This is a genomic window from Phycisphaeraceae bacterium (assembly GCA_019636655.1).
GTDB lineage: Bacteria > Planctomycetota > Phycisphaerae > Phycisphaerales > UBA1924 > JAHBXB01.
The window spans coordinates 1,006,143-1,020,030 of sequence record JAHBXB010000001.1 but is presented as its reverse complement, the minus strand read 5'-3'; the positions used below and the strand labels follow the sequence as shown (position 1 = coordinate 1,020,030).

Sequence of the window (13,888 nt, the reverse complement as noted above, 5' to 3'; positions counted from 1 at the left end):
GAGTTACACCATGACCAGCATCACTTCCCGTCGATCGTTCACACGCAGGCCCCGGATTATCGGCCGCCTCGCCGCGGCTCTCGTTGCGAGCGCCGCGGCAGCCCTCACCGGCTGCCAGGGGCACGGCAAGTACACGAGCGAGTTCCTTGACCAGGCCAATGACAAGGTGGCGCTGATGAAGGGCGGCACCGAATGGAACGCGGCGTACCAGGCGTTCCTGGCCGGCGAACTCGACAAGGCCCTCAAGAGCGTCGACTCGTCCATCGCGATCACGGACAAGATGGCCAAGTCGCACACGCTCCGCGGCCGGATCCTCATCGAGAAGGGCGACCTCGACGCCGCCCGCAGGTCCCTGCTGACGGCCGAGAAGCTCGACCCCAAGGCCGACGACGTGCAGTACTACATCGGGATCATCCACGAGCGATTCGGCGAGGCGGACGTTGCACTCCAGCGGTACGAGAAGGCGATGGAGCTGTCTCCGTCCAACGCGCAGTATCTCATCGCGGCGGCCGAGATGCTCATCCAGCTCGACCGGCTCGACGACGCCAGCACGATGCTGTCTTCTCACAGCTCTGAGTTCCAGTACAACGCGGCGCTCCGGCAGAGCCAGGGGCATATCGCGATGCTGCGGAACCAGACCGAGACCGCGGTCCGGCTGTTCTCGGAGGCCCGTCTGCTCGCCCCGGACAACGTGAGCATTCTCGAGGATCTGTCGCGGGCCCAGTTCGCGGCGGGCGCGTACGCCGACGCCGAGTACAACTTCTCCAAGTTGATCGAGGGTTCGGCGAAGACCCCGCGCCGAGACCTGGAGCACCTCCGCGCGATGTGCCTGATGAAGCTCGACCGGCTGGTCGACGCCCGGACGCTGCTGCTCGCCCTGACGCAGGACAAGCAGGGCGAGAACGATGCACAGACCTGGATCGATCTCGCCAACGTCTGCCGTGTTCTGAAGGATTACCCCCGGCTGAAGATCGCGTCCGGGCGAGTGATCGTCCTGGCCCCCAACCGCTACGAGGGGTACATGCTGCGGGCGGTGTACCTGCGGCGAACCGGCGACAACCCTGGGGCCCTGGCATCGCTGCGGCAGGCCCAGCAGCGCACGACCAAGGACGCCTCGCCTTACCTGCTGGCGGCGCTCATCGAGCAGGACATGGGACAGAACGATGCGGCCATGGCGAGCCTTGAGAAGGCTCGCAAGATCGATCCCTCAAGCGAGACGATCGACCAGATGCGTCAGATCGTCTCCGTCAACTGATCGCACTATGGGCCGGTCGGCTGACGCCGACCGGTCCGATTCCCACTCAGACTCTGTGCCGCTGCCTACCCGCGCACGAAGGGGTTGGATCGCTTCTCGCGGCCGATCGTCGTCTCCGGCCCGTGGCCGGGGAGGACCCTGGTCGACTCAGGCAGAGTGTACAGCTGATCGCGGATCGATTGGTGCAGGAGCGACTCGTCGCTCCCGGGGAAGTCCGAGCGACCGATGGACCCGGAGAAGAGTGTGTCGCCGACCAGCGCGGTTCCGGACGGCGCGTGATGGAACGTCACGCCGCCCGGTGAGTGCCCCGGCGTGTGCAGCACCCGCCACCGGAGGTCTCCGAGCGGAAGATCGTCGTCCGCGTGCAGCAGGCGATCCGGACCTGGCGCCGTGACCGGCGCCCCCATCATCGCCGAGAGATTGAGGAGCGGGTTGGTGAGCCATTCGCGCTCGGCCTCGTGGATCCAGACCGGCAGGCCGGGGAATGCTCGGACAACATCCCCAACACCTGCCAGATGGTCCACGTGCGCGTGGGTGAGGACGAGGGCGACGGGCCTGAGCCCCTCCAGGCGGATGTGCTTGATGATCGGGTCGGGGTCGAACGAGGCATCGACAACCCAGCAGTCACCCCCCGCGGCGGGACTGACGACGTAGCAGTTGGTTTCGAATGGCCCGAGCGTAAACCGCCGGATCCGCGGGGCCGTAGTCTGCGAAGCCTCATTTCGCTGTGACCCTGCGTTCATCGTACGATACTAGGAGTGGCCTCCCGCACGCCCGCCGACCTGGAGCCGACATGGGACTCGACGTCGTGATCCGCAACATCGACTCGGTGCCAATGGCGCCGGTGGGTATCCCCGGGGTCAAGGACGTCAGGATGGCGGTTATGGTCGGCCGCGCGGATGGGGCACCGACATTCTCGCTGCGGCACTTTCAGGTGGCTCCACACGGCCACTCTCCCCGGCACAGCCACGACTACGAACACGAGGTGTTTGTTGTCGAGGGCGGTGGAACCGTTCTGCTTGAGGGGAGGCTCCACGATATCAAGGCCGGTGACGTCGTGTTCGTGCCCGCGGACCGGGAGCACCAGTTCACCGCCGGCAACGACGGGCTGCGTTTCCTGTGCCTGGTTCCTGTGACTCGAAACTGCGGAGACGCCACGCCCGGGAGTTGATCCCTGCGAGTGGAGGCCAACGAGAACCCGCCATGACCACGCCTCAACGCGATTTCCAACCCACGTTTGTGCCTGACACGCCGGCGCCGCGTCGCCGCCGCAACTCGGGCGTCGGTATCGCGGGGCTCCTGATCGATCACGGGCTGCCGTTGCTCGCGAGCGTCCTCCTCATCGCCCGCGGGACCGGGTACTTTGGCGCCCGGGCGGACCTGTACTCCATTCCTCTCCAGGCGGTCGGGTACGGCGGCCTGGTGCTCGTGCTGGCGCTGGCGCCGATCCTGGTGAAACTCCGGCAGCAGGTGCGTGGCGATGGGCGGCTCCGTCGGGAGTTCGAGTCGCTCTCCGCCGCGATGCGGCGCCTCGCGGACCAGGAGGTCCTGTCCGATGACGCGCGCCGGCTGCTCAACCGCAGGGCGGAGCGAGAGCTGCTGTGCCGGGCGATCGAGGAGGACATCTCCAGTGAGGAATGGGACGCGGCGCTCGTGCTCTGCACCGAGCTGGCGGACAACTTCGGGTATCGCGCCGAGGCGGAGCAGTTCCGCTCGCAGATCGAGAAGGCACGGTCGGTGGTCCACGAGCGCAGGGTTGCGGATGCGATCGCGTCTCTCGATGGATTGATCGTCCAGCGACGCTGGGAGGCCGCGGTGCTCGAGTCGGCACGCATCAAGCGGCTGTTCCCGGATTCGCCGCGGGTCGAGGGGCTGCGGGAACGGGTGGAGCGTGCGCGTGCGGTGTACAAGTCAGACCTTGAGCGGCGATTCCTGGGAGCCGCGGCCGACGCGGAGCGGGCCGAGGAGGCCCTGGACCTGCTCCGCGAACTCGATGGCTACCTCACCGAGACCGAGGCCGCCCCGTACCGCGAGGTGGCCCGCGGCGTCATCGGCAAGGCTCGCGACAACCTTGGCGCCCAGTTCAAGATCGCTGTCCAAGACCGGCAATGGATCGCGGCCGCGGCGCTCGGGCGGCGGATTATCGGGGAGTTTCCCAATACGCGCATGGCGCTGGAAATCCGCGAGCACCTCGACAGCATCGTCGCGAAGGCCAACAACTCGCCCGAGCAGTGATCACGCCATGGCGCCGGCCGGTTGGGCGGCCTTGTCACGCTTCCAGAGGTACCAGAGCAGGATCGAGATCCCGACCAGAAGGAGCAGGTCGGCGATGTTGGAGACGTACGGCCAGACGTCCTTCCCGCCCAGAGGCCCCAGCCACGATGGCCACCGGACTCCCGGGATCGGATGGATGAAGTCCCGCACGACTCCATAGTGGAGGCGGTCGTAGAGGTTGCCCAGGCCGCCGCCGATGAGCATGCCGATGCCGATGTGCGCCATCGTGTCTCGCGGCCCGGTCCACTTCGAGAACATCCACAGGCCGAATCCGAGGGCCACGCCGGTGAACCCGACAAAGAACCACCGCTGCCCGGGACCGACGCCGAACACCGCGCCGGGGTTGAGCACCAGTTGCCACTGCAGGACACCGGGGATGGCGTCCATCGGTCGATGGTCGGGGATCAGGGTCGTCACCAGGCGAGCGTCCTGCTGGTACACACGCCGGACGTCCTCGCGGTTGATCACCACGGGTGTGCCGGCGACGTAGCGGAAGGCCGCCCATTTGGAGCCGAGATCGGCCGCGAGCGAGAGCAGTGCAGCAACGATCAGGACAACCCACGCGCGAGTACAGCGTCCCGCTCCGCCGGGTGACAGATCGCCATTCCTTGGCCTTTGGTGGTTCATCATGCCGTCTTGGGACGCCGATCGGGCTGATCAGAGCTGGTACGGACGCCGCTCCCGCTCGCGGGCTGCTTCAATCGAGAAGCGGGTCCAGGGGAGTTCCTCGAGCCGCTCCGCCTTGATCGGCTTTCCGGTAAGCTCGCAGAAGCCGTACGTGCCGTCCTCGATGCGCTTGAGCGCCTCGTCGATCTCGCGGATGAGGTTGCGGTCGACTTGGGCGAGGTCGAGAGACAGGGACTGATCGAAAACGTCGGTGCCCTGCTCGGCCATGTGCTGCGGCGTGTGGGAGAGTGAGCCGCTGCCGGACTGGCGAAGCGCCTCGTCTTCCATGTTCGCAACATCGCCGACAAGCTCCTGACGCTTGCGGATCAGGATCGCACGGTAGCGATCGAGTTCCTTCTTCGGCAGTTTGCCCTTCTGGGGCTTGACCTCGTTGCCGAGGCTGGTGCGGGCCGGGGCCGATGGGCCCGAGGGGATCAAGGGCTTCCACTTCGGCCCACCCGGCTTGAGCAATGGCTCGCTCACCGGGAGCTGATACTTGGGCTTGGCCTTGGTCGGGCGGGAGGGCCGGGGCGTTACAATCGTGATCCCCTTGGGACCCGCCTTCTTCTTGTCATGGGCGGGGGCCGCCGCGGGCGCGGACTTAGGCGATTCTGCCGCCTTCTTCGGAGCCGCAGGTGGGGTCTTTGAAGGAGCCGCGGGCTTCGGCGCCGACTTGGCGGGCGAGGCCTTCTTGGACTTCGCGGCGGGCGCCGGCTTCTTGGTCGGCTTGGCCGGAGCCGACTTCTTCTTGGCCTTCGCTGGTTGCTTTGATCGAGCGCTCTTCGCCACGTCGTACCACCTTCTTTGAGGCTGCTCGATAGGCCCGGGCGTTCGATATCGCCCTACGAGTTCAAAAGTCGCCAAGTGTACGGGTAGCGAGGTGGGCTGTCAAAGGGGGCCCGGGGATTATCCCGGGTTCGAGAAAACATCCCTAATCGGCCTCGGATCCCGGAGCCGCGACGCCGTTCTCAGAATACGAGCCCAGACGACGGAACCGCTCGTATCGCCGGGCGGGCAGCGTTGCCGGGTTGTGGCGGCGCAGTTCGTCGAGCGACTCGACCACCCATTTCTCGATGGCCGCGGCGGTCGCGGCCGGATCACGGTGGGCGCCGCCCAGCGATTCGGGGATAACCGCATCAATGATCCCCAGTTCGACGTTGTCGCGGGCTGTAAGACGGAGCGACCTCGCCGCCGCGTCGTTGGTCTGCTCGTTGGCCTGCTTCCAGAGGATCGCCGCGCATCCCTCGGGGCTGATCACCGAATACCACGCGTGCTGCAGCATCGCGACCCGGTCCGCAACCGCGATTCCCAGTGCGCCGCCCGAGCCTCCTTCGCCGATCACGATGCTGACGATCGGGGTCTTCAGGCGGCTCATCTCACGGAGGTTGACGGCGATCGCCTCGGCTTGGCCGCGCTGCTCTGCGCCGACCCCCGGGTAGGCGCCCGGGGTGTCCACAAAGGTCACGATTGGCAGACGAAACTTCTCGGCCAGTTGCATCTTCGCCAGGGCCTTGCGATACCCCTCCGGATGGGCACAGCCGAAATGGCACGCGATCTTCTCGGCGGTCGTCCGGCCCTTCTGGTGCCCGACAACAAGGCATTTGATCGAGCCGATGCGGCCGAAGCCGACGACCATCGCGGGATCGTCGCCGAATCGCCGGTCGCCGTGGAGCTCGCAGAAGTCCTTGCAGATCAGTTCGATGTAGTCGCGGGTCTGCGGGCGTTTCGGGTGTCGCGCCACCCGCACGGTGTCCACCGGCGTCAACGCCGAGTAAACCTCGGCGAGTCTGGTCTGGTACTCGCTGCGGAGCTCGGCGAGCAGGTCGGCCATCTGCCCGGGGTCGTCCGGCAGATCCTCCGTGCTGTCGGCCTCAGCGCCTCCCTCTACCCCCGCGGCGGAGGGCGAAGAGGTCTTTCGGAGCCGAGTCTGGAGCACTTCGATCCGTCGCTCCAGATCCAGCAGCGGCCGCTCAAAGTCCATTGTGTAAAACGTTGTCATGGGTTGTGGCCCACCCCCGATTGCCTCGGACTGAACTATCGACCTCCGTGGCCCGAATCGCAAAGCTTATGGTGGTAGCGGACGCGGGGCCGAGCCTGCCCCGAACGCACACCTTCCCGCCTGAGGATTCGGTGCGGAGCCATGGAGCGTGGTCGATGCAGAAGACTTCAGCCGTAGTCGTGATCGGTGGGGGGAGCATGGGCCGGGCGGTTGTTGTTGCCAACCACCGCCGCGATTCTGACAGCATGAGCTTTGTCGTCGCCGAGCCCGATCAAGAGCGGAGGGCGGCTCTAGAGTCCATCGGGTTCACCGGGGTGCGGCTTGTTCCCAGCGCTGTGGAGGCGCTGCGGTCCGCCGCGAGCGGGGCGGTGATCGTGCTGGCGGTCAAGCCGCAGGTATTTCCCGGAGTCGCAGCGGAGTTGACTCACAGCCGGGTGCTCGGGGAGCACCTGGTCATCTCGATCATGGCCGGGCGCAGCGCCGAGTCTGTGCACGCCGCGATGACGGCCGGCGCGACGAGCTCCGCAAGCGTCCGCGTTGTCCGTGCGATGCCGAACCTGCCGCTCGCCCATGGGGCTGGAATGACCGCGATCGCCGCCGGCCCCGGGGCGGGGTCCGCGGACTTGGCCTTTGCGAGCCGGCTCTTCGCAACGGGTGAGGTGCTCACGATCGACGAGGCCCTGTTCGATGCGTTCACAGCCGTTGCGGGGAGCGGCCCGGCCTATGTCTTCTACCTGGCCGAGGCGATGGAGCGGGCCGCGCGTGAGCTGGGGTTCTCGGCGATGGAGGCGAGAACGATGGTCCGCCAGACCATCGCCGGCGCCGCCGAGATGCTCAAGGCCGAGCAAGACGACCCTGCGAGGCTTCGTGAGCGGGTCACGAGCAAGGGCGGCGTGACGGCGGCGGCTGTGGCGATCTTTGACCAGCAGCGGGTAGCCGATGCCGTTGCTCGCGCGTTGGAGAATGGTCGCAACCGCGCGAGAGAACTGACGTCCGCCTGATCTCCAGCCATACCTAGTAGTCGCGCCGGCAGAAGATGAACGTAGCGAGCGCCAGCACGACGGCCTCGAACGCGAGCGAGGTCCCCACAATCCACCACGCCGAGCGTGAGTACATCAGGTTCATCACCTCGCGCTCGCTTCCTCCCTCGCCACGGTGGTCATCAAGGACCTGGAAGATGCCCTCGCGGTCCTTGGGATCGATGATGTACCGCTTGAGCAGTTCGGTGGTCTCGCTGGTCTTGGGCAGGAAGGTACGAACCCGGTACACGATGGTGTACCACCGGTTCAGGCTGGCGAGGCTCCCCTGTTCCTTCGTCAGGCGATCCTCGGCGGTCTCGAGCCGGCGTCGAGCATCCCGCAGCCGCTCGTCTGCCGTTGCGCCGGTTGGGGCGGCACGACGAGAGTCGCCGCGGATGAACGCTCCGAGCATGCGGCCAAAGTCGACCTGGCCAGGCCTCTGCGATCCGGCTGTCGGTCGCTGCGGGGGAGCAGGCGGCCGCGGCCGGCGGGCATCCGGCTCGGGTGCTGGAGCCGCTGCCACCGGCGGGTCGGGTTCCCTCGCCTCTAAACCGCGATCGGGTCCGCCGAGATCGCCCTGCGTGAGGCTGTCAATGGTCCGCTGCAACGCGGCGACGTTTCGCTCAGCCCTTCGCACATCGCGCTCGGTCGTCACCTTGAGCTGGATCAGCACCTGGTCCGTGGTGTTGAACGCCCACAGGCCGAGCCAGAAGACCATCGTGAGCAGGAGCGCCGTAATGGCGGAACGGGTCACGAGCCCGACCAGGGCGCACACGCAGTACAGAAACGAATAGAACGCGAGTACGAGCGGGACCGCGAGGAAGATAGTCGAGATCCACTGTCCACCCCGGATCCCGATGACCAGGAACCCGCCGATCGAGAAGATGAGGACCTGGATGGCCACGAACAACAGCCCGGCGGCGTACTTCGTGAGGAACAGCCGGGCGCGCGAGATCGGCTTGCACAGCGAAAGTTCGATCGAACCGCTCGACACGAACTCGGGGATCATCCCCGCGGTCGAAATCAGCGCGAGGATCGTCGCGCCCCACGACAGCCAGAACTGAACGCCGACATTCGAGAAGATCAGCTTGTAGAAGCCGGCGCTGGAGATCGCCTTGGTCGACAGGAACGGCACCGGGATCGTGAATCCGACCACCGTCACGCCGGTCTCGTTGTTGCCCAGCAGTCCCAGCGCCAGCACCACGGCCGCGGAGATCGCGAGCACAATCCAGAACAGTTTCCTGGCGTTCAACTCGCGGTATGCATCGAGGAAGATCGCGGCAGTCTGCCTCATCGACGTCCTCCCTTGCCGTTGGCCCGGTCCATCTCAGCGCCCGGGCTCAGCACGGCTCCTGTCGTCGGGTCGGTGACCGCCCGCATGAAGAGGTCCTCGAGAGACGGTCGGACCGGGCGGACCGCCCGAACAGTCGCGCCGCTCGACCGAAGGGCGTCGATGACCGGCTGCACGCGCTCCGCATCGTCCGTGCCGAGTCGGATCAGGGGGCCCTCGACCTCAACGCTCTCGCCGGATGCAAGCCGGCCTCGCATCACCGGGCCTGCAGACCTCGCTCCCGCAGCAGTGTCCGGTGTCGCGAGGTCATCGAGCGAGCCCGTGAGTTCAAGGCCGCGAACAACCCCGGGAGCCTGGAGCATCTGGCGGATGCGTGTCGCGGCATCCAGTGGTTTGTCGCTTCCTGCGGCCAGTTCGATCTCGTACCGGCGGCCGTAGGCGGTCAGTTCATCGATGGTGCCCTGCGCCGTCACAACCCCCCGCACCATGATGGCGACGCGATCGCTGACCATCTCGAGCTCGCTCAGTAAATGCGAGTTCAGGAAGACCGTCTTGCCGCGGCGCTTGAGTTCCTGGAGCACCGCGCGGATGTCCCGCCGGCCCACCGGGTCGACGCCGTCCGTGGGCTCATCGAGGAGCACCAGATCGGGATCGTTGATGAGCGACTGCGCAACACCAAGCCGCTGTCGCATGCCCTTTGAGTACCCCTTGACGCGCTTGTCCTGCCACGCCTCGAGGCCAACCAGCGGAAGCAGTTCGTTCGTCCGCTGACGCCGGACCCGGCGCGGAACGTCCGACATCGCGCCAAAGTGATCCAGGACTTGTCGGCCGGTCAGGTAGTCGGGAAAGCGATGATGTTCGGGCAGGTAGCCCACCCTTCGCAGAGCCGCCTTCGTGCCGACCCGCTGGGAGAGCATCGTCCCCTCGCACCGCGACGGGCTGATCACGGTCATCAGGATTTTCACCAGTGTGCTCTTCCCCGCGCCATTGGGGCCGAGGAGTCCGAAGATCTCGCCACGGTTGACGCGCATCGAGATCCCGCGAAGCGCCTGCACGTTTCCCCGGTATGTCTTCGCGACATGGGTGAGGTCGATGGCGAAATCGGCCCGTGGAGACCCGCGATCGGCTGGTGTTGTGGCGGTCGGCATGGCTGATCCGTGGCTGTGACCTATCGCTTCCTCGCAACGATATGGAACACATGCCAATCCTTGGGTTCTCCAAACGCGTTCTTTCCCGGCCGCTCAACTTCGTCAAGAAACTCTGCGTCGAATCCCTCCAGCAAGGCCTCCACCTGCTCCCGCGTGTGGAACTGCCGTCCTCCCCGCCACCCCGACGGGCCGATCGGCTCGGTTGACTCCGTTGTACCCACGGCCAGCCCGTCGCGGACTCCAAAGAGCTGCCCGCAGAACCGCCCGCTCGGGCGGAGGGACTCGACGATCCGCCGCCAGAGCCCGGGGAACGCGCCCTCTTCGCAGTGGGGGATCGAGAACGAAGCGTTTATGAGGTCGGCCGCGGGCCAGGCCGCGGTCTCGTACCTTTCCGCGACTGTCCACAGGCGGCCCAGGAACTCGGGCGGAACGCCCTCCCGGAGCCGGCGCAGCCCGTCCTCGCAGGAATCAACCGCGGTCACCATCCATCCGCGGCGGAGCATCTCGATGGTGTCCCGTCCGGACCCCGCGCCGAGATCCACGCCGACCAGCCCGCCGCGTCCCTCCCGGTCGAACCGGTCGAGCGCCTGGAGAAGTGTCTCGCGCGGACCGAGCCCTGCGACGGCATCGAAGTACGCCGGCCAGTCCGGGCCGGTCGGCGCCGCCGCGGCGGGATCATGCTGTTCGCTGCCGGAGTTTCGCATACGCTCCCCCCAATGTACGAGACTACACGGGACTTTGTCGGCGCGCTCGCCGCAGCGGGCGAACTGAAGCGGATCTCGGCACGGGTGTCGCCGATCCTGGAGATCGCCGAGATCACGGATCGGGTGAGCAAATCTCCAGCCGCGGGCCCGCCCTCGGCATCGACGATCCAGACCGATCGTCGGTTCCACTCCCTGGGTGGATCAGCCCTGCTGTTTGAAAACGTCGACGGCTCGGAAATGCCGGTGTTGATCAACCAGTTCGGCTCCTACCGCCGGATGGAGATGGCCCTGGGTTGCAACGAGCCGGGGCGCGGCGCTCCCGCCGGCCACACCCCTGGCGGCCTCGAGGCGCTCGCGGAACGGCTCGGCAGAATCGTCAAGCCCGAGCCGCCGCCCACCCTCCTCGCCAAGCTCCAGAAGATCCCGGAACTGCTCGAACTCGCCAAGTTGCCGCCGCGGAAGGTCCGGTCGGGAATCTGCCAGGAAGTCGTTCACACGGCCGACGGAGCCGGCGACGGCTCGAAGGGTGGGGGGGTCGACCTGTTCCGCCTTCCGCTGCTGAGGTGCTGGCCGCTCGATGGGGATCTGGCCTCCCTTGGGTACCCGCCGGGCGTCAACAGCGGTATCCCCGGCGTCGAGTCCGGCCCAGAATGGGACCGCACCGGTCGAGGCCGCTACATCACGCTCGGTGGAGTCCACACCATCCACGCCGAGGATGTCGGCAATCCCGCTCCGGCCAGCCGCAACATCGGCATGTACCGTGTCCAGTTGCTCGGCCGCGAGACGATGGCGATGCACTGGCACATGCACCACGATGGGGCGCGGCACTGGCGATCGTGGAAGGCCAAGGGCGAGCCGATGCCCGTGGCCATCGCCCTCGGCGGCGAGTCGGTTCTTCCTTACGCGGCGACAGCACCGATGCCGCCGGGCATCAGCGAGTTGCTACTGGCGGGCTTCCTCAACCGCGGGTCCATTCCTCTGGTTCCGTGCCGGACGGTTCCGCTGGAGGTCCCGGCCAACAGCGAGATCGTCATCGAGGGGTATGTGTCGCATGAGGCGGGACCGGTTGGCTTCGATCCCCGGGTGCGGAGCGCCGACGGCGCGACGCAGGCCCTGGGTCCTGGCGCCGTCTTCGAGGGCCCCTTTGGCGACCACACCGGCTTCTACTCCCTGCCGGACCGGTACCCGATCCTCCGCGTGACCGCGATCACGCACCGCAAAGACCCCATCTATCCGACGACAATCGTCGGCCTGCCGCCGCAGGAAGACTACTTCATGGGGAAGGCTACCGAGCGACTCTTCCTGCCGCTGCTCAGGACGATCGTCCCGGACATCATCGACTACGACCTGCCGATGTTCGGCGTCTTCCACTCGTGCGCGTTCATCAAGATCCGCAAGGAATACCCGCTGCACGCCCGGCGCGTGATGCACGCGATCTGGGGCGCCGGCCAGATGTCGTGGACAAAGATGATCGTCGTCGTCGACGACGATGTGGACGTGCATGATCAGGACGCGGTCCTGTTTCACCTTGCCGCAAACGTGGACCCGGGGCGGGATATCGAGATTGTCAACGGCCCGTTGGACATTCTGGATCACGCCGCCCCGCGACTTGGCGCGGGGCACAAGATCGGGTTCGATGCGACGCGCAAGATCGTCGGCGAGGAGGCGGGAGGCCACGCCGTTCGCTCGTGGCCGCCGATTATCGCCATGGCCGAGTCGATCAAGGCGCGGGTGACCCAGCGGTGGGGGGAGTTCGGGTTGTAACAGCGTGGCTGCGTGTCGGCAGGCCGAGCCTGTCCAGTCGGTTAGCCCCCAACCGCCTCCCTCTCCATCGCCGTTCGATTCGAGGGCGTCGTTCCGCTGCCCAGCCAGGAATCAATGATCAGCACGACGTCTTCGTGGAACGCCTTCACCCGGGCCCCCGACACGTTCCCGGGAATCTCGTTGACCAGGATGCTGAAGGCGACCCGGCGGCCCGACTCGGGCTGCGTGACATACCCCGAGAGCGTCCGCACACCGTTGATGTACCCGCTCTTGCAGCGGACCTCATTCTTGAGCGCCTTGCCCTTGAACCGGCGGACCATGTTCCCCTCGACGCCGGCCAGCGGGATCGAGTTTACGAACGCATCGCCCGCACGCCGGTCTCGCTGCAACGCGGCGAGCCACGAGGTCATCATCTCCGGGGTGATCTGGTTGCCGCGGCTGAGGCCCGAGCCGTCCGCCACCTGGACCTGGGCCGCGGCGGTTGGGCCGACGAGCTCCCTGAGTTGCATGCGCAGCACGGCCGCGCCGTTCGCCCACGAACCGGGCTGACCGGAGACCGCGTTCCCGGTCTTCTTCAGCAAGCACTCGGCGTACAGGTTGTGCGAGTCGCCGTTGCAACGTTCGAGGACCGTCTGCATCGGCGTCTTGACGACTACGAGCACCTGGCCGGGTTCGCCCAGCGATTCGTCGAGATGGGCGAGCCGCCCGGTGATCGGCCGTCCTCCGGTTCCGCGTCCCGCGAGCGTGAGCCGCTCGGCGATGATGCTCGCCAGCGCGCCATCACTCTCGTGCATGCAGACACGCACAGGCTCGTCGAACGCGCGGCGGATCGACCCCCGCGCGACGAAACGGTTCGTGGATGGGTTCCTGATGAACGCGATCGAAGCGCCCGCGTCGTCGCGCCGGACGGTGCGGGCCCGGTTCTCGACCTCGATGCCGCCGCCGTTGGGCTCCCACCTCAGCGACGGGGCATCCCGCTCGTCACGCCCGGGGCTGGCCCAGATCTGCAGCACGTTGGTGTTGAGCACCAGGCCGCTCACCTCGGCGCAGTACCACTCGGAGCGCTGGTCGGCGGGCCACGAAGGGTGGACGTACTCACGATCGAAGACGCGGTCGTCCGCGATCACCTCGCTGAACGTCGCGTTCAGCATCTCGCCCGACGGTGTTCTCGCATCAAGCACGGCCTTGACCAGCCGATTGATGAAGTCGTCCACGCCCATCTGGGATCGGCCGAGCAGCTCGGCATCGCCGAACGCCGGATCTCCCGCCCCCTCGATCACGAGCCTGTCGCCCGATTTGTACACCCGAGTACGGAACTCGTAGTCGGCGCCCAGCACGAGCACCGCGGCCCCGGAGGTCATCAGTTTCATGTTCGAAGCGGGGATGAACAGATCGGCCGGCCCGGCGTTGTCGCGGAGCGCTCCGAGCGGCTTCCCGTCGGAGGTCTCGACGATACTGATCCCGACCTTGGCCGAGCCGAGCTTGGCGCTCTCCAGCGCGTCGCGCAACTGACGATTGAGGACCTGCGCCGAGGCCGCCGGGGTCAGCAGCGGCGCAATCGCCACGAGCACCGCCAGAACCAGCACAAACCGCCGGGTGATCTCTCGCTGACGCATCACGCCTCCATCGGTGGACAGGAGCTCGCCGCTGTGGCCCGGCGCGCTGTTGGGCACTGGAGTCATCGTTGCAACCAGACTACGCGAGAGCGCGGCCGGGTGAGACCGTCAACATCGGCCGGGCGGCGGGGCTGTCTTTGGTTTCCGACGCC

The 13,888-nt window shown here is 66.8% G+C and carries 13 protein-coding genes; 5 read left to right on the top strand and 8 right to left on the bottom strand.

Going from position 1 to position 13,888, the window contains the following annotated elements:
- The first annotated feature begins 10 nt into the window (after positions 1-10).
- On the top strand, positions 11-1,255 hold the full coding sequence (locus KF745_04300) for a tetratricopeptide repeat protein (GenBank protein ID MBX3357630.1): 1,245 nt from the start codon (positions 11-13) through the stop codon (positions 1,253-1,255).
- 65 nt (positions 1,256-1,320) lie between these two features.
- On the opposite strand, the gene KF745_04295 is transcribed toward KF745_04300, so the two are convergent.
- On the bottom strand, positions 1,321-1,998 hold the full coding sequence (locus tag KF745_04295) for an MBL fold metallo-hydrolase (GenBank protein MBX3357629.1): 678 nt from the start codon (positions 1,996-1,998) through the stop codon (positions 1,321-1,323).
- Positions 1,999-2,048: 50 nt separating this feature from the next.
- Between KF745_04295 and KF745_04290 the strand changes: the two genes are divergently transcribed.
- On the top strand, positions 2,049-2,426 hold the full coding sequence (locus tag KF745_04290; protein ID MBX3357628.1) for a cupin domain-containing protein: 378 nt from the start codon (positions 2,049-2,051) through the stop codon (positions 2,424-2,426).
- A gap of 32 nt (positions 2,427-2,458) precedes the next feature.
- Positions 2,459-3,490 (top strand): hypothetical protein, encoded by a 1,032-nt coding sequence (locus tag KF745_04285; protein MBX3357627.1) that lies wholly within the window; start codon positions 2,459-2,461, stop codon positions 3,488-3,490.
- Here the strand turns inward: KF745_04285 and KF745_04280 are convergent, their stop codons facing one another.
- The 3 genes from KF745_04280 to KF745_04270 form a co-directional block, all read right to left on the bottom strand.
- Entirely contained in the window at positions 3,491-4,159 is a 669-nt protein-coding gene (locus KF745_04280) for a signal peptidase II (protein ID MBX3357626.1), read from the bottom strand. It lies immediately after the preceding gene.
- A 27-nt stretch (positions 4,160-4,186) separates the two neighbouring features.
- The gene (locus KF745_04275) at positions 4,187-4,984 is read right to left on the bottom strand and encodes a TraR/DksA C4-type zinc finger protein (protein MBX3357625.1); all 798 of its coding nucleotides are present in this window, start codon (positions 4,982-4,984) and stop codon (positions 4,187-4,189) included.
- Positions 4,985-5,126: 142 nt separating this feature from the next.
- Positions 5,127-6,194, bottom strand: a complete 1,068-nt coding sequence (locus tag KF745_04270; GenBank protein MBX3357624.1) for an acetyl-CoA carboxylase carboxyltransferase subunit alpha — start codon at positions 6,192-6,194, stop codon at positions 5,127-5,129.
- A 155-nt stretch (positions 6,195-6,349) separates the two neighbouring features.
- Between KF745_04270 and proC the strand changes: the two genes are divergently transcribed.
- Positions 6,350-7,195: a pyrroline-5-carboxylate reductase gene (gene proC / locus KF745_04265; protein ID MBX3357623.1), complete on the top strand. Its 846-nt coding sequence runs from the start codon at positions 6,350-6,352 to the stop codon at positions 7,193-7,195.
- Positions 7,196-7,208: 13 nt separating this feature from the next.
- Here proC and KF745_04260 read toward each other — a convergent pair whose 3' ends face one another.
- Genes KF745_04260 through KF745_04250 form a run of 3 tightly spaced genes read right to left on the bottom strand, consistent with a single transcriptional unit; the run spans position 7,209 to position 10,356 of the window.
- On the bottom strand, positions 7,209-8,507 hold the full coding sequence (locus tag KF745_04260) for an ABC transporter permease (GenBank protein MBX3357622.1): 1,299 nt from the start codon (positions 8,505-8,507) through the stop codon (positions 7,209-7,211).
- On the bottom strand, positions 8,504-9,652 hold the full coding sequence (locus KF745_04255) for an ATP-binding cassette domain-containing protein (protein ID MBX3357621.1): 1,149 nt from the start codon (positions 9,650-9,652) through the stop codon (positions 8,504-8,506). Before KF745_04255 ends, KF745_04260 begins: the two co-directional genes overlap by 4 nt.
- A gap of 20 nt (positions 9,653-9,672) precedes the next feature.
- Positions 9,673-10,356 (bottom strand): class I SAM-dependent methyltransferase, encoded by a 684-nt coding sequence (locus KF745_04250; protein MBX3357620.1) that lies wholly within the window; start codon positions 10,354-10,356, stop codon positions 9,673-9,675.
- A gap of 12 nt (positions 10,357-10,368) precedes the next feature.
- Here KF745_04250 and KF745_04245 point away from each other — a divergent pair, with 12 nt between their 5' ends.
- A complete protein-coding gene (locus KF745_04245) occupies positions 10,369-12,120 on the top strand; it encodes a UbiD family decarboxylase (protein MBX3357619.1) in 1,752 nt (583 codons plus the stop codon).
- A 41-nt stretch (positions 12,121-12,161) separates the two neighbouring features.
- On the opposite strand, the gene dacB is transcribed toward KF745_04245, so the two are convergent.
- On the bottom strand, positions 12,162-13,802 hold the full coding sequence (gene dacB, locus KF745_04240; GenBank protein ID MBX3357618.1) for a D-alanyl-D-alanine carboxypeptidase/D-alanyl-D-alanine-endopeptidase: 1,641 nt from the start codon (positions 13,800-13,802) through the stop codon (positions 12,162-12,164).
- Positions 13,803-13,888 lie beyond the last annotated feature (86 nt).